Genomic DNA, 15,615 nt, shown 5'->3' with positions numbered 1-15,615 from the left:
CCTTCGCCGGGACGGGGCAGGACCGGCGGCCCTGGTGGTGACCGGAGCGGGGTGGGCTCCGGTCACCCGCCCCGGCCGCTCAGCCGGTGTGCGCGGCGAGTTCCGAGAGGTCGCCGACCCCGCTGACGACGCACAGGCCGCGGGTGGGGCGGGTGAAGGCGACGTACAGGTCGTTGACGCCGCGCGGTCCTGCGTCGCGGATCAGTTCGGGGGCGACGACCACCACGGTGTCGAACTCCAGGCCCTTTGCCTGCCGGGGGTCGACCAGCACCACCGGCCGGGTCAGGTCGAGGGGCTCGCCCGCGGGCTGTCCGTGGGCGGCGAGCACGCCGTGCAGGGCGGGCGGGGCGATGACCGCGAGCCTGCGGTCGTCGCCCGCCTCGCGGGCCACCGCGTCGGCGACCGCCGCGGCCACCGCGTCGGCGTCCGACAGGTCGACGGTCACCAGGGCCGGCGCCACGCCCGTGGAGCGTACGGATCCCGGCGGCTGGAAGTCGGGGGCGACGCCCCGCATCACGGAGGCGGCGACCTCCATGATCTCGGCGGGCGTGCGGTAGTTGACGCCGAGCCGGGTGTGTTCGTAGCGGTCGCCCACGTACGGGTCCAGGATCTGCTTCCAGGAGTCGCAGCCGGCCGCGTCGCCGGTCTGCGCCGGGTCGCCGACCAGGGTCATCGAGCGGGTGGGACAGCGGCGCATCAGCAGCCGCCACGCCATCGGCGACAGCTCCTGCGCCTCGTCCACGATGATGTGGCCGAAGGCCCAGGTGCGGTCGACGGCGGCCCGTGCGGCGGCGCTGCGGTGGTCGCCCTCCTCGTGCCGCTCGGCGAACCGCTCGGCGTCGATCAGATCGTGCGCACCCAGCACCTCGGAGTCCTCGTCGTCGACGTCCTCGAACTCGTAGGTACGCGAACCGTAGGACACGTCCAGCACGCCCTTGGCGTACTCGACCCGCTCCGCGTACTCACGGGCGGCGGCCTGCCGGGCCGCGTGGTCGTCCTCGCCGAGCAGTTCGGCGGCCTCGTCGAGGAGCGGCACGTCGGCGGGGGTCCAGGCGGCGCCGGCCTCCCGCCGGACCAGCGCGGCCTCCTCCTCGGACAGCTGTCCGGCGGGATCGGCGAGGAAGTCGCCGATCAGCTGCCGCGGGGTCAGTTCGGGCCACAGCTCCTCGATCGCGGCCAGCACGTCCGGGTTGCCCGCGATCTCCTTGCCCAGCTGCTCGATCTCCGGCGGGGTCAGCAGGTTCCCGTCGGGGATCTCCTCGCCCAGTTCCTCGGCGATCTCCTCGTAGGGTGCGCGTCCGATGCCGTCGGCGAGCTGCTCGGTCAGCGCGTCCAGGAGGTACCTGCCGAAGTGCGGGCGGGCCAGGTTGTGCGGGAGGCGGGTGGCGCGGGCGTGGTGGCGGGCGTCCTCCGCCATGGCCCGTTCCAGCCGGAGCGTGTACTGGTCGTGCGCGATCTCCCGCACGTCGTCGGGGACGCTCTGGAGGTCCCGTACCACCCGGGCGAGCACGTCCGCCATGGCCGCCCCGCCCTTGACCGCCGCGGCTTCGGGGGTGTCGGTGCCGGTGGCGGTGACGCCGGGGAAGAGTTCGCCGGTGGTGGCGAGCAGGACGCCGGTCTCGCCGAGGGAGGGCAGCACGTCGCCGATGTAGCCGAGGAAGGCGGGGTTGGGGCCCACCACGAGGACGGCGCGGCGGGCGAGCTGCTCGCGGTACGCGTACAGGAGGTAGGCGGCGCGGTGCAGGGCGACGGCGGTCTTGCCGGTGCCGGGGCCGCCCTCGACGACCAGGACGCCGCGGTGGGGGGCGCGGATGATGCGGTCCTGCTCGGCCTGGATGGTCTGCACGATGTCGGCCATCCGGCCGGTGCGGGCGCTGTTGAGGGCGGCGAGCAGCACGGCGTCGCCGCTGGGGTCCTCGTGTCCGGTTCGGGTGGTGTCGCCGAGGTCGAGGATCTCGTCGTGCAGGGCGGTGACGGTGCGGCCCCGGGTGGTGAGGTGCCGGCGGCGGCGCAGGCCCATGGGGGAATGCCCGGTCGCCAGGTAGAAGGGGCGGGCGACGGGGGCCCGCCAGTCGATCAGCAGCGGGCTGCGTTCCGCGTCGTCGCGGCGGATTCCCATCCGGCCGATGTGGTGGGTGGCGCCGCCTTCCGTTTCCTCGGAGAAGTCGAGGCGGCCGAAGCAGAGTCCGGATTCCACCGCGTTCAGCGCGGAGAGCGCGCCGGAGCGCTCCGTCGCGGTCACTTCCCTTTCCACCCGGGCCTGGAGGCCGTTCCCCCTCTGGGCGAAGGAGCCCTGCACCGCGGTCTCGGCCTGCTCCCGGAGCACGTCGAGGCGCGCGTACAGCCCATCAATGAATTGCTGTTCCCGGTGCAGTTCCTGGGTTGACAATTCCTCGGTTGACAAGTCTTCCCCCACTGGGTTAAGGTATCGACAGAGCGGTTCACCATGACCTTTTTCGGATGCAGTCATGGAAACGCTCAATATACGCAGAGAAATACCCCGGCTGTCAATCCAGCCGGGGTATTTCTCTTTGCCGTGCGTCAGCGCAGGGAGTGCATCCAGGCGGGGATGCCGGGCTCCTCGCCGCCGTCGGGCAGCGAGTCGACGAAGGCCAGCGGCTCGCCCACCTCCACGTACCGCAGGATCCTGAGCAGGCCGCGGTCCGGGCTGCAGATGGCGAACTCACCGCCCCAGCGGGCCGCCCGCCGGCGCATCCGCAGCAGCAGGGCGAGGCCGCTGCAGTCGATGAAGGTGACCCCGCTCAGGTCGGCGACCGTGCGACCCGGGCGCGCGATGAGCGCCCGGTCGATCGGCGGGCCGCACTGAAGGGCCATGAAGAGATCCAACTCCCCCGCCAGCGTGACGACGAGCACGTCTCCCGCACGGCGCAGCCTCACGGGTTGCTCGGCAGCTGATTGCGACATAGGACCCACCCCAGGTGATCGGACAGTCTGCGGTCTTGCGACGGACGCACCGGGGTCTGGGATGCCTTCCCGAACGTACGCAGAGGGCTCCACGCAGAATCGGTTAGCCATCCAGAATCGACTCGTTCGAGTGAATTTCTGAAAAGTTGCTTGACTTGATGGGGTGTTCGACTGCTACGGCTGATCGCTCGGCGGGAGCTTCAGGCGGCCCTCGACGACGTCGATCGCCACGTCCCGGAGCTTGCGCTGCCGGGAACGCGCATAGGCGCGCAGCGGCTGGAAGGCGCGCTCCGGGTGCACGCCCCACTGGGCCGCCAGCATCCCTTTGGCCTGTTCGATGGCGACCCGGCTGGTCAGGGCGGTGCGCAGTTCACCGGCCGAGCGGGCGAGGTGCCAGAGGTTCTTGGAATGGCTCAGCGACAGCACCGTGATGTCGGCCAGCCGCTGGGCCAGTTCGAGTTCCTCCTGGTCGGGCAGGCGGTCGGAGCCGTACACCTGCCAGGTGCCGAGCAGTTCGCCGGTGCGGCGCAGCGGCAGCACGGCGATCCTGCCGATGCCGTTCTCCAGGGCGCGGGCGCAGAAGCCCGGCCAGCGGGCGGCCGAGGTGCGCAGGTCGATGTCGTACTGCGGCTCGCCCGAGCGGTAGACGTCGACGCAGGGGCCCTCCTGGGGCTGGGAGGCTATGAGTTCGAGGAGCGCGGGCTCGTTGTTCGACACGGCCGCGACCCGCAGCAGCCCGCTCTCGTCGGCCAGCATCGTGCCCACCGCCACCGTGTCGAGCAGCTTGACCGAGAGGCCGCAGAACTCCCGCAGGAACCCGCTGACCTCCCTTTCGCTGAGCATCAGCTCGGCGAGACAGACCGATGCGTCCATCCAACGGTGTTCCCTGCCCATATTGGTCACCCCATACCGCGCGGGCGGCGCTGCCCGTCGACTGGAACTCCTACCCTGCCTGCGCCCGGACATGGGTCCCCAGCGAGGGCGACCGGAAACCGTTCGTCGCCGGGCCACGCATCGTTGGACGCGTCAGTAACCGTAGACGCCCAGGACGGTGATCGCGGCAAAGACCTGCTCCCAGATCTCACGGGACGGCGCTCCGTCCGCGAACGCCTCCGGGTCCAGGCGCTCCATCCGGCTCTCGTACTCGAACTCCGCGCCGGACTCCTCGGGGTAGGGGTCCCAGCTCGCGCTCATGTAGCGGCGCAGGTTCTCCAGGAACAGGGTGAAGGTCTCCACGTCGCGCACCAGCCGGACGACGGTGCCGCCGTCGCCGTCATCGTCCCCGCCGGTTCCGTCCCCGCCGGTCCCGTCGCCGTCGCCGTCCTCGTCCGACCGCACGAAGTGGACGGTGCCGGTGGTGCGGTGGACGCACACCTCGCCCTCGTCGTGCCCCAGGTCGAGGGAGCCGAGCACCAGCAGGTCCGGGTGGCCGTCCAGGGGGGTGGGCACGGAGTCCGCGGAGAACCCGCTGGCGCCGCCCGCCCACCAGCCGGGTATGCCGACGCCGGAGAGGAACTTCCGGGTCGGTCCGTGCTCCAGGGCGGCGGGCAGATCGGCCTCGGGCACCCGTCGCACGCCCGCGCCGAAGGTGTCGTCCATCCGGGCCGCGGTGAGCGGAAGACCCAGCTCGGGCGAGGGGTCGAGGTCGCAGCCGCCGTCCTCCGACGACTCGTAACTCACCCCGCCGACGGGCCAGTCCGCCAGTACGTCGTTGTGGATGCGCAGGACCGCGATGCCGCGCGGCTCCTCGATGAGGTACCGGCCCTCGGTGTCGAGGGGTTCCGCGTACTCCCAGGTGGGCGGGACGGACAGGGCCGGCGCCGACGGGTCCTCGTCGAAGAGGACGGGCAGCACCTCCTCGGCGGCGCGGCCCGGACCCCAGTCCTCGGCCTCGTCCTCCGGCACCGGGTCGACCGGCGCACCGGTGTGCGCGTCGAACCAGCGGTCGTCGCACCACAGTCCGTCGACCTGGATCAACTCCCGGCCCTCGTGACGGAGGTGCGCGGCGGAGCAGTCGCCGCTGAGGTTGGGGTCGGCCACGTAGTGGCCCACCGGGCGCCACCAGGCCCACTCGGTGCTCCACGGCATGTCGGGGGCGGCGGCCCTGATGCGGTCCGCGTACGCGGACCGGCCGAGGACGGTCGCGGCGAAGTGCAGCCAGGCGGCGAACTCGGCGCGGGGGACGTCCTGGAGGCCGAATATCGCCTCGGCCTGCCGGAAGACGGCCCGGCCGTCCTCGGCCGCCGCCGTCCTGCGTGCCCGGGAGGTCAACTCCTCGCGCACCGAGTCGCGGTCGGCGTGGAGCAGGGCGGCCGGGTCGGCGAGCAGGGCGTCCAGGCCGTGCGGTGCGCGCCCGTGGGGCTCGTAGGCGTGGGAGTCCTGCGTGCGGGCGTCGTTCATGACCTGATCCCCCGTTGAGTTCATGGAGATCATCCTGACATCCGGCACCGACAGTGCGACGCGCCGGGCCCCGCCCCCGGGTCCGGGGGCGGGGCGGTGTTTTCGGGCCGGATCAGGGCCTGGTCAGGGCCGGTTCAGGGCCCGGCCGGGTCCGGCTGAGGGCCTGGTCAGGGCTTGCTGAGGCTGGGGGTGTCGGCGGGGGCGGGCGGGGCGTCGTGGGCGCCCTCGTCCATGAGGGTGCGCTCGTCGAAGGGCTCGTGCCCCGCCAGTACCCGGTCCACCCGCTCGCGGTCGATCTCCTTCGTCCAGGTCCCCACGAGTACGGTCGCCACCGCGTTCCCCGCGAAGTTCGTCAGGGCGCGCGCCTCGCTCATGAAGCGGTCGATGCCGACGATCAGTCCGACGCCGTCGACCAGTTCGGGGCGGTGCGACTGGAGGCCGCCGGCCAGGGTGGCGATGCCCGCGCCCGTGACGCCCGCCGCGCCCTTCGACGCGATGATCATGAATCCGAGCAGGGCGATCTGCTCGCCGACGTTCAGCGGGTCGCCCATCGCGTTGGCGATGAACAGCGACGCCATGGTCAGGTAGATCGCCGTACCGTCGAGGTTGAAGGAGTAGCCGGTGGGCACCGTGATGCCGACGACCGGCTTGCTGACCCCGAGGTGCTCCATCTTCGCGATCAGCCGCGGCAGCGCCGTCTCGGAGGACGAGGTGGACAGGATCAGCAGGAACTCCCGGCCCAGGTACTTCAGCAGGCTGAAGATGTTCACGCCGGTGCAGAGCTTGAGGACCGTGCCCAGCACGATGAAGACGAACAGCACGCAGGTCACGTAGAAGGCGATCATGATGACGGCCAGCGACTGGAGCGCCTTGAAGCCGGTCTCCCCGACCACCGCGGCGATGGCGCCGAACGCGCCCACCGGAGCCGCCCACATCACCATCGCCAGCACCCGGAACACCAGCCGCTGGATGTGCCCGACGCCGCGCAGCACCGGCTCGCCCGCCGCGCCCATCGCCTGGAGCGCGAAGCCCACCAGCAGCGCGACGAACAGGGTCTGCAGTACGGAGCCCTCGGTGAAGGCCGAGACGAGCGTCTTGGGGATGACGCTCAGCAGGAAGTCGGCGGTGCCCTCGCTGGCGCCCTCCGCCTGCTTGGCGGCGGCCTCCTTGCCCGCGTTCAGGTCGAGGCCGTCGCCCGGGTGGATCAGGTTGCCGACCAGCAGACCGATGCCGAGGGCGACGGTGGACATCACCATGAAGTAGCCGAGCGCGAGCCCGCCGACCGCGCCGACCTTGGCCGCCTTGCGCACCGAACCGATGCCGAGCACGATCGTGCAGAAGATGATCGGCGAGATCAGCATCTTGATCAGGTTCACGAAGCCGGTACCTATCGGCTTCAGGTCCTTGGCCACGTCCGGGAACAGGAGCCCCACCGCGATGCCGCACAGGACGGCGACGATGACCGCCAGATACAGGTAGTGCGAGCGGTCGCGTCGCCGCGCCCCCCGGCCCTCCGTCCCGGCCGTCTCCGTTCTCTCTTCCGCCACCGGTGCCTCCTTGCTCGTCATCAGGTGCGGCGACTATGCATCACCGGCCCCGGCGACACACCCTTTGGGTCGTAGAGTTCACAGATTCACGACTCTGTACACCCTGGACATTCCTCCGACCTGTGATCTCGTGGGAACGCACCGTAGCCAAAGCGCTCCTTTCGTCCTACCGTGAGCCGGTGCGCCAGCCTTCCGCCGTCCCGCCGCCCGACGCCCCGCCGCCCTTCGACGCCGCCGCCGCGCGGCGCCTGCGCGAGGCGCTGGGAATGGTGCACGGCAACGTCGCGTACGGACTGAACGCCCAGTACGGACTGGACGTCGGCCCGGACCTGGTGGCCGCCTGGGAGGCCGGACTGCGCACCCCCAGCAGCCGCGAGGTGACCGCGCTGGCCGGGGTGCTGTGGTGCGCGCCCGCCGAACTGCTGCACGCCGCCCGCACCTTGCGCGAACACCGCACGGCCCACGGCCTGGACGCCGCCGACCTGGCCCGCCGGGTCGGGCTCGGGGTGGACGCGTACGTACGGATGGAGGAGGCGGGCAAGTGGCGCGGCAACGAGCGCCAGTCCGCCGCGCTCACCGCCGAACTCGGCCTGACCCCGGCCCAGTTCATGACCGCGGCGGGCCGTGACGAGGAGTTGGCGGAGCTGCTGCGGAGCGCGGTGACGACCCGCTGGCAGGCGTACGTGAAGCCGCTGACCAAGATGCTCCCGGTGCCGCGGGCCGCGCTGGAGGGCGGCGCGCTGGAGAACGTACTGCTGCGGCTGCACGCCGACTACCAGTCGCGGATGGTGGCCACGCTGGGCTGGGGCGGCGGTGTCGGGGACGCGGGCGACGGGGCGGCGGGCCGGGAGTTCCTGGACGGGATCGTGGCGCACTTCTGGGAACGGGCCGAGGGCACCCGCTGACCGGGGGCGCCGCCGCGACGGGCCGCCGCCGGACCGCGCGCAACCCCGGCCCGGCCCGGCCGCCGTCACCCGACCTCGCGTGCACCGGCCCGTGCCGACCGCCCCGGTCCGTACCCGTACCCGTACCCGTACCCGTACCCGTCAGGATCCGTCCGCCCCCACCGGGTCGAAGCGGAACAGCTGTCCCGCCGCGTCGGCGGTGCACGGCCGCTGCTCCAGCGCCGTCCACTCCGCGACGGCGGCTCCCGGCACCGTCACGCACATGTCCGTGTGCAGGGGGCGGATCCGGTAGCCCTTGACCGGACTGCCCACCGGCTCGAAGCGGAACGTCTCGGCGGCCGGGTTCCTGTTCTCGCAGACATCGTCCTCCAGCCAGACCCCCGGGCCGGTCCTCCCCCAGCGCACCCCCATGCACCCGTCCTCGAACTGCGGGTGCCAGGAGGCGATCCGCCAGTTCTCTCCATCCATCTTGACCAGGGAGTACTTGGGTATCCGGCCCTTGCAGGGAGCCTGGTGGACCTTGCCGCTGCCGGCCCCGGCGCGCTCGGCCAGGCACAGTCCCGAATGCACCGCACGCAGTGTCCGCTCCCCCGGAGCGGGAGCTCCCCGCACCGGCCCCGGCGGCGAAACGGAACCCGATACGGAACCGGAACCGGTGGCGGGACGGGAGCCGGGAACGGAACCGGCGGCAGGCCCGGAGCCGGAACCGGGGACCGGACCGGGAAAGTCGCCGACCAGCAGTGCCGCGGTCGCCGCCGTCACCAGCAGGGCGAGCGACGGCACCAGGACCTTCGCCCGGGGAAGACGGGACCCCCGGCCCCCGCGGGGCCCGTCGGGCGGGGACTTCGGTCCCGCCGCTTCCGGGACCGTGGCCTCTGGTGCGCCGGCCGTCCGCGGGTGCGGCCCGGCGGCCGGTTCGCTCCCGCGTCCGCCCCCGGCCGTGAGTTCCTTGCGCACCGCCAGCCACTCGGTCACCGCCGCGGGACCGCAACCGCAGGCCCGTACGAAGGCCGCCACCAGTTCCTCGCGCGGCACGGTCGCCCGGGAGAGCATGTTCGCGACCGTGCTGCGCGGCAGCACCTCGCCCAGCGCCTCGGCGCGGACGGTCAGCTCGCGGTAGGTGAGGCCGGACCACTCCTTCAGTGCCTGCAGCCGGGCCACGTACTCGGCGGGCGTGCGGGCGTCGCGCGGGTCGGGCTCGGGCATCCGGGGCGCCTCCTGTCACCTGGTCCGGCCGGTGTCCGGAGGGCGGCGACAAGGCGGTTGGGACATGTCCCGGACAGGCTGAAGCCTTGTTGAGGCGGCCGGACAACTCAAGAGTGGGAATCGCCAACTCCGGCAGCACGCCGAACGGCCCCCGCCGTCCACAGGGGAGACGACGGGGGCCGTTCGACGGGGCTCCGGGGCGCTTTGCCCAGAAGGCGCCCAGAAGGCGCACGGATGGCACACGGCAGGTACGCGGAAGGCACCCTGGCCAAAAAGCGCTCCGGAGCGCTCCGGAAGACCTAGAAGACCGACTCGGCCTCGTACATGCGGTCCTCGGGGACCGTCTTCAGCTCGGTGACGCCCTCGGCGAGCGGGACCATCCGGATGCTGGTGCCGCGCAGCGCGGTCATCTTGCCGAAGTGACCCGCGTGGGCCGCCTCCACCGCGTGCCAGCCGAAGCGGGTGGCCAGGACGCGGTCGTAGGCGGTGGGGGTGCCGCCGCGCTGGACGTGGCCGAGGATGACCGGCCGGGCCTCCTTGCCGAGCCGGGCCTCCAGTTCGACGGCGAGGCGGGTGCCGATGCCGGTGAAGCGCTCGTGGCCGAACTGGTCGATCACGCCCTTCTCGTACGGCATGGTGCCCTCGGCCGGACGGGCGCCTTCCGCGACGCAGACGACGGCGAACTTCTTGCCGCGCGCGAAGCGTTCCTCGACCATCTTGACCAGCGAGTCGATCTCGAAGGGGCGCTCGGGCAGGCAGATGCCGTGGGCGCCGCCGGCCATGCCGGACTCCAGGGCGATCCAGCCCGCGTGACGGCCCATGACCTCGACGACCATCACCCGCTGGTGGGACTCGGCGGTGGTCTTGAGACGGTCTATGGCCTCGGTCGCGACGCCGACGGCGGTGTCGAAGCCGAAGGTGCGGTCGGTGCCGTTGATGTCGTTGTCGATGGTCTTCGGCACGCCGACGACGGGCATTCCGGCGTCCGAGAGCATCCGGGCGGCGGTCAGGGTGCCCTCGCCGCCGATCGGGATGAGGACGTCGATGCCGTACTTGGCGGCGAGTTCGGAGCAGTTCTCGGCGGCTTCGCGAAGGCGGTCGCGCTCCAGGCGGGCGGAGCCGAGGATGGTGCCGCCGCGGGCCAGGATGCCGCTGACGGCGTTGAGGTCGAGGGGGCGGTAGTGACCGTCGAGGAGGCCCTTGAAGCCGTCCTCGAACCCGATGACCTCGTCGTTGTGACCGGCGACGGCACGGTGCACGACCGACCGGATGACTGCGTTCAGCCCAGGACAGTCGCCGCCTGCGGTGAGAACTCCGATACGCATCGTGCTGTGTCTCCTGCTCTTGGTGGTACTTGTGAGCCAGGTGCCAATTGTTCCACGGTCCGAATGCGCGGCGCGCTTTCGGATACTCCGGGACAAGAGGGACAGGGGGTCTTTGGCCCCTGTCCGCGGGACCTTCTCCGGCGGGCGCCCTATCCATGCCCAAAGGTATTGTCAAGGGTGCAAGACCACCCTAACCGTACAAACTCAACAAAAATGCTGGTCGCAGTGGCAGTCGGGTCAGGAGCCGTCCGAATCGGTCCGCACCGCCCGGTCCCGGTTCTCACCGCCGGGGTCACTGCGAACGACCGAAGAAGACGACACGAGACGGAGAGCACGCGTGACGCGCAGCGTGTACGTGACCGGGATCGACCGGGGGGACGGCCGCCAGGTCGTCGAGCTTGGAGTCATGGAGCTCCTGACCCGACAGGTGGACCGGGTGGGGGTATTCCGGCCGCTGGTCCACGACGGCCCCGACCGCCTCTTCGACCTGCTCCGGGCCCGCTACCGGCTGTCCCAGGACCCGGCGACGGTGTACGGGATGGACTACCACGAGGCATCCGCGCTGCAGGCCGAGAAGGGCACCGACGAGCTGGTGTCCCGGCTGGTCGACCGCTTCCACGCGGCGGCCCGCGGGTACGAGGTGGTCCTCGTGCTCGGTACGGACTTCGCGGACACCCAGCTCCCCGACGAACTGGCGCTGAACGCGCGGCTGGCCAACGAGTTCGGCGCGTCCGTCATACCCGTCGTGGGCGGCCAGGACCAGCCGGCCGAGTCGGTCCGCGCCGAGGCCCGCAACGCCTACCGGGCGTACGACGGACTTGGCTGCGACGTGCTCGCCCTGGTGGTCAACCGGGTCGCCCCGCCGGACCGGGCGGAGATAGCCGAGAAGCTCAACGACAGCCGCCGGCTGCCGGTGCCCGCGTACGTCCTGCCGGACGATCCCGCCCTGGCGGCGCCCACCGTCGCGCAGATCACCCAGGCCCTGGGCGGCACCGTGCTGCTCGGTGACGACGCCGGACTCGCGCGCGACGCGCTCGACTTCGTCTTCGGCGGCGCCATGCTGCCGAACTTCCTCAACGCGCTGACCCCCGGCTGTCTGGTGGTGGCCCCCGGCGACCGCTCCGACCTGGTGGTGGGTTCCATGGCCGCGCACAGCGCCGGCACCCCGCCGATCGCGGGCGTGCTGCTGACGCTGGACGAGAAGCCCGGCCAGGAGGTGCTGACCCTGGCGGCCCGGCTGGCGCCCGGCACCCCGGTCATCTCGGTGGCCGGCGGCTCCTTCCCGACCGCGGGCGAGCTGTTCGCCCTGGAGGGCAAGCTGAACGCGGCCACCCCGCGCAAGGCGGAGACCGCGCTCGGCCTCTTCGAGCGGCACGTGGACACCGCGGACCTGCTGGACCGGATGTCGGTGGCCCGCAGCGGCCGGGTCACCCCGATGATGTTCGAGCACGAGCTGCTGGAGCAGGCCCGGTCCGACCGCCGCCGCGTCGTGCTGCCCGAGGGCACCGAGGAGCGCGTGCTGCGCGCCGCCGACGTCCTGCTGCGCCGCGACGTCTGCGACCTGACCCTGCTCGGCGACGTGGACACCATCCGCAAGAAGGCCGCCGACCTGGGCATCGACCTCAGCTCCACCCAGCTCATCGACCCGCAGACCTCCGAGCTGCGGCAGTCCTTCGCCGAGCGGTACTCGGCGCTGCGCGCCCACAAGGGCGTCACGGTGGAGCTGGCGTACGACGTGGTCGCCGACGTGAACTACTTCGGCACGCTGATGGTCCAGGAGGGCCTGGCCGACGGCATGGTCTCCGGCTCGGTGCACTCCACCGCCGCCACCATCCGCCCCGCCTTCGAGATCATCAAGACCAAGCCGGACGCCAAGATCGTCTCCTCGGTCTTCTTCATGTGCCTGGCCGACAAGGTGCTGGTGTACGGCGACTGCGCGGTCAACCCGGACCCCAACGCCGTGCAGCTCGCGGACATCGCGATCCAGTCGGCGGGCACCGCCGCCCAGTTCGGCGTGGAGCCCCGGATGGCGATGCTGTCGTACTCCACCGGCACCTCGGGCGCCGGCGCGGACGTCGACAAGGTCCGCGAGGCCACCGAACTGGTCCGCTCCTCGCGCCCCGACCTCAAGGTCGAGGGCCCGATCCAGTACGACGCGGCAGTGGAGCCCTCGGTCGCCGCGACCAAGCTGCCGGACTCCGAGGTCGCGGGCCAGGCCAGCGTGCTGATCTTCCCGGACCTCAACACCGGCAACAACACCTACAAGGCCGTGCAGCGCTCGGCGGGCGCCGTCGCCGTCGGCCCGGTCCTCCAGGGCCTGCGCAAGCCGGTCAACGACCTGTCGCGCGGCGCGCTCGTGCAGGACATCGTCAACACCGTCGCGATCACCGCGATCCAGGCCCAGAGCCAGGACCGGCCGGACGGTGAGCGCGCATGACCTCCGTACCCCCCACAGAGAGCACCCCACCCGTGAGCACCTCCCCCACCCGCGTCCTCGTCCTCAACTCCGGCTCCTCGTCGGTGAAGTACCAGCTCCTGGACATGCGGGACCGCTCGCGGCTGGCGGTCGGGCTGGTCGAGCGGATCGGCGAGCAGACCTCCGCACTGGTGCACACCGCGCTGACCGGCGAGCGGGCCGGCCAGAAGCGGGTCACCGAGACCCGGTTCGCCGACCACGACGAGGCGCTCCAGGCGGTCGCCCTGGAACTGGCCTCCGACGGGCTCGGCCTGGACTCCCCCGAACTGGCGGCCATCGGCCACCGGGTGGTGCACGGCGGGCTGAAGTTCAGTGCCCCGACCGTGGTCACCGACGAGGTGCTGGCGGAGATCCAGCGGCTGGTCCCGGTCGCCCCGCTGCACAACCCCGCGAACATCACCGGCATCAGGACCGCGCAGTCGCTGCGCCCCGACCTCCCCCAGGTCGCCGTGTTCGACACCGCCTTCCACACGACGATGCCGGAGTACGCGGCCCGGTACGCGATCGACGTGGAGACCGCCGACGCGCACCGGATCCGCCGCTACGGCTTCCACGGCACCTCGCACGCCTACGTCTCGCGCGCCACCGCGGAGCTGCTCGGGAAGGCGCCCGAGGAGGTCAACGTGATCGTGCTGCACCTCGGCAACGGGGCGTCCGCCTCCGCCGTGGCGGGCGGCCGGTGCGTCGACACCTCGATGGGGCTCACCCCGCTCGAAGGTCTGGTCATGGGCACCCGGTCGGGTGACCTGGACCCGGCGGTGATCTTCCACCTGGAGCGGGTGGCGGGAATGTCGACCGACGAAATCGACACGCTCCTCAACAAGAAGTCCGGTCTGGTCGGTCTCTGCGGCGACAACGACATGCGGGAAATCCGCCGCCGTATCGACGAGGGCGACCGGCGGGCCGAGCTGGCCTTCGAGATCTACATCCACCGGCTGAAGAAGTACATCGGCGCCTACTCCGCCGTGCTCGGCCGGGTGGATGCCGTCGCCTTCACCGCGGGTGTGGGCGAGAACGCGGCCCCGGTGCGCGAGGCGGCCGTCGCGGGCCTCGCCGAGCTGGGCCTGGCGGTCGACGCCGAGCTGAACTCCGTACGTTCCGACGAACCCCGGATCATTTCCCCGGAGTACGCACGCGTGGCCGTGGCCGTTGTACCGACCGACGAGGAACTGGAAATCGCGAACCAGGTTTTCGACCTCGTCAGCAAATGACCGACGGGGCCCGTCTGAGCGCCCGCCCGCCCATTTGTACATTCCACCAGACGGAATATTCCGCAGCGAAACAAACCGTTAGGATCCGCCTTATGCGCCGTTCCAAAATCGTCTGCACCCTTGGCCCCGCCGTCGACTCGCACGAGCAGCTCGTCGCTCTGATCGAAGCCGGCATGAGCGTGGCCCGATTCAACTTCAGCCACGGCACCCACGAGGAGCACCAGGCCCGGTACGACCGCGTCCGCAAGGCCGCCTCGGACACCGGCCGCGCGGTGGGCGTGCTCGCCGACCTCCAGGGCCCCAAGATCCGCCTGGCGAAGTTCGCCGAGGGCCCCGTCGAGCTGGTGCGCGGTGACGAGTTCACCATCACCACCGAGGACGTCCCGGGCGACAAGTCCATCTGCGGCACCACGTACAAGGGCCTGCCGGGCGACGTCCAGAAGGGCGACCCGGTCCTCATCAACGACGGCAACGTCGAGCTGAAGGTCGTCTCCGTGGACGGCCCCCGGGTGAAGACGATCGTCATCGAGGGCGGTGTCATCTCCGACCACAAGGGCATCAACCTGCCCGGCGCGGCGGTCAACGTCCCGGCACTCTCCGAGAAGGACGTCGAGGACCTCCGCTTCGCCCTGCGGATGGGCTGCGACCTGGTCGCGCTGTCCTTCGTCCGCGACGCCGACGACGTCAAGGACGTCCACAAGGTGATGGACGAGGAGGGCCGCCGGGTCCCCGTCATCGCCAAGGTGGAGAAGCCGCAGGCGGTCGAGCACATGGAGGGCGTCGTCGCGGCGTTCGACGGTGTGATGGTGGCCCGTGGCGACCTGGCCGTGGAGTACCCGCTGGAGAAGGTCCCGATGGTGCAGAAGCGCCTGGTGGAGCTGTGCCGCCGGAACGCCAAGCCGGTGATCGTCGCGACCCAGATGATGGAGTCGATGATCACCAACTCGCGGCCGACGCGCGCCGAGGCGTCCGACGTCGCCAACGCGATCCTGGACGGCGCGGACGCGGTCATGCTGTCCGCCGAGTCCTCGGTCGGCGCGTACCCGATCGAGACCGTCAAGACGATGTCGAAGATCGTCGTGGCGGCCGAGGAGGAGCTGCTCTCCAAGGGCCTCCAGCCGCTGGTGCCGGGCAAGAAGCCGCGCACGCAGGGTGGTTCGGTGGCCCGTGCCGCGTGCGAGATCGCGGACTTCCTGGACGGCAAGGCGCTGGTCGCCTTCACCCAGTCCGGCGACACGGCCCGCCGGCTCTCCCGCTACCGCGCGGCCCAGCCGATCCTGGCCTTCACCACGGACGAGGGCACCCGCAACCAGCTGGCGCTGAGCTGGGGCGTGGAGTCCTTCGTGGTGCCGCACGTGGACAACACGGACGCGATGGTCGACCTGGTGGACGCCGAGCTGCTGAAGCTCAAGCGCTACAACAAGGGCGACACCATGATCATCACGGCCGGTTCGCCCCCCGGCATCCCCGGCACCACGAACATGGTGCGGGTGCACCACCTGGGCGGTGAGGGGGCCACCGCCTGACGGCGGCAGCCTCGCACGCACGCACGCGGGCGGGCCCGGAGTCCCTGGGACTCCGGGCCCGCCGTCGTTCACGGGTACGCCCGGCCGGGTTCCG

Annotated in this window: 11 protein-coding genes; 4 read left to right on the top strand and 7 right to left on the bottom strand. The window is 71.5% G+C overall.

What is annotated here, in order from left to right:
* Positions 1 to 79: 79 nt before the first annotated feature.
* The 5 genes from ACFYVL_RS26980 to ACFYVL_RS26960 all read right to left on the bottom strand — a co-directional run bounded on the left by ACFYVL_RS26980 (position 80) and on the right by ACFYVL_RS26960 (position 6,893).
* On the bottom strand, positions 80 to 2,374 hold the full coding sequence (locus tag ACFYVL_RS26980; protein ID WP_389249234.1) for a HelD family protein: 2,295 nt from the start codon (positions 2,372 to 2,374) through the stop codon (positions 80 to 82).
* 167 nt (positions 2,375 to 2,541) lie between these two features.
* Positions 2,542 to 2,925, bottom strand: a complete 384-nt coding sequence (locus ACFYVL_RS26975; RefSeq protein ID WP_389249134.1) for an STAS domain-containing protein — start codon at positions 2,923 to 2,925, stop codon at positions 2,542 to 2,544.
* Between the two features lie 174 nt (positions 2,926 to 3,099).
* On the bottom strand, positions 3,100 to 3,798 hold the full coding sequence (locus ACFYVL_RS26970; RefSeq protein ID WP_389249132.1) for a GAF and ANTAR domain-containing protein: 699 nt from the start codon (positions 3,796 to 3,798) through the stop codon (positions 3,100 to 3,102).
* A gap of 153 nt (positions 3,799 to 3,951) precedes the next feature.
* A complete protein-coding gene (locus ACFYVL_RS26965) occupies positions 3,952 to 5,349 on the bottom strand; it encodes an SUKH-4 family immunity protein (protein ID WP_389249130.1) in 1,398 nt (465 codons plus the stop codon).
* 143 nt (positions 5,350 to 5,492) lie between these two features.
* Positions 5,493 to 6,893, bottom strand: a complete 1,401-nt coding sequence (locus ACFYVL_RS26960) for a cation:dicarboxylate symporter family transporter (protein ID WP_389249128.1) — start codon at positions 6,891 to 6,893, stop codon at positions 5,493 to 5,495.
* 158 nt (positions 6,894 to 7,051) lie between these two features.
* On the opposite strand from ACFYVL_RS26960, the gene ACFYVL_RS26955 reads away from it, so the two are divergent.
* On the top strand, positions 7,052 to 7,777 hold the full coding sequence (locus ACFYVL_RS26955) for a helix-turn-helix domain-containing protein (RefSeq protein ID WP_389249126.1): 726 nt from the start codon (positions 7,052 to 7,054) through the stop codon (positions 7,775 to 7,777).
* Between the two features lie 141 nt (positions 7,778 to 7,918).
* Here ACFYVL_RS26955 and ACFYVL_RS26950 read toward each other — a convergent pair whose 3' ends face one another.
* Together ACFYVL_RS26950 and ACFYVL_RS26945 are read right to left on the bottom strand one after the other, a co-directional pair.
* A complete protein-coding gene (locus tag ACFYVL_RS26950) occupies positions 7,919 to 8,983 on the bottom strand; it encodes a helix-turn-helix domain-containing protein (protein ID WP_389249124.1) in 1,065 nt (354 codons plus the stop codon).
* Positions 8,984 to 9,282: 299 nt separating this feature from the next.
* Positions 9,283 to 10,308: an ATP-dependent 6-phosphofructokinase gene (locus ACFYVL_RS26945; protein WP_389249122.1), complete on the bottom strand. Its 1,026-nt coding sequence runs from the start codon at positions 10,306 to 10,308 to the stop codon at positions 9,283 to 9,285.
* Positions 10,309 to 10,645: 337 nt separating this feature from the next.
* On the opposite strand from ACFYVL_RS26945, the gene pta reads away from it, so the two are divergent.
* The 3 genes from pta (at position 10,646) to pyk (ending at position 15,521) form a co-directional block, all read left to right on the top strand.
* Positions 10,646 to 12,745 carry a phosphate acetyltransferase gene (pta, locus tag ACFYVL_RS26940; RefSeq protein WP_389249120.1) on the top strand — a complete coding sequence of 700 codons (2,100 nt, stop codon included), beginning with the start codon at positions 10,646 to 10,648 and terminating at the stop codon, positions 12,743 to 12,745.
* The gene (locus ACFYVL_RS26935; protein WP_389249118.1) at positions 12,742 to 13,995 is read left to right on the top strand and encodes an acetate kinase; all 1,254 of its coding nucleotides are present in this window, start codon (positions 12,742 to 12,744) and stop codon (positions 13,993 to 13,995) included. The genes pta and ACFYVL_RS26935 overlap by 4 nt, the downstream gene beginning before the upstream one ends.
* A gap of 92 nt (positions 13,996 to 14,087) precedes the next feature.
* Entirely contained in the window at positions 14,088 to 15,521 is a 1,434-nt protein-coding gene (gene pyk / locus ACFYVL_RS26930) for a pyruvate kinase (protein WP_389249116.1), read from the top strand.
* Positions 15,522 to 15,615 lie beyond the last annotated feature (94 nt).

The sequence above is a fragment of the Streptomyces sp. NPDC004111 genome (genome assembly GCF_042874215.1).
Taxonomy (GTDB): domain Bacteria; phylum Actinomycetota; class Actinomycetes; order Streptomycetales; family Streptomycetaceae; genus Streptomyces.
The sequence above is the reverse complement of the archived record's forward strand: the minus strand, read 5'-3'. Positions and strand labels throughout refer to the sequence as shown.

Bases quoted from the DNA above. Each gene is read 5' to 3' on its own strand.
- ACFYVL_RS26975 (WP_389249134.1), bottom strand. From the start codon at position 2,925: ATGTCGCAATCAGCTGCCGAGCAACCCGTGAGGCTGCGCCGTGCGGGA.
- ACFYVL_RS26970 (WP_389249132.1), bottom strand. From the start codon at position 3,798: ATGGACGCATCGGTCTGTCTCGCCGAGCTGATGCTCAGCGAAAGGGAG.
- ACFYVL_RS26965 (WP_389249130.1), bottom strand. From the start codon at position 5,349: ATGAACTCAACGGGGGATCAGGTCATGAACGACGCCCGCACGCAGGAC.
- ACFYVL_RS26960 (WP_389249128.1), bottom strand. From the start codon at position 6,893: ATGACGAGCAAGGAGGCACCGGTGGCGGAAGAGAGAACGGAGACGGCC.
- ACFYVL_RS26950 (WP_389249124.1), bottom strand. From the start codon at position 8,983: ATGCCCGAGCCCGACCCGCGCGACGCCCGCACGCCCGCCGAGTACGTG.
- ACFYVL_RS26945 (WP_389249122.1), bottom strand. From the start codon at position 10,308: ATGCGTATCGGAGTTCTCACCGCAGGCGGCGACTGTCCTGGGCTGAAC.
- ACFYVL_RS26935 (WP_389249118.1), top strand. From the start codon at position 12,742: ATGACCTCCGTACCCCCCACAGAGAGCACCCCACCCGTGAGCACCTCC.
- pyk (WP_389249116.1), top strand. From the start codon at position 14,088: ATGCGCCGTTCCAAAATCGTCTGCACCCTTGGCCCCGCCGTCGACTCG.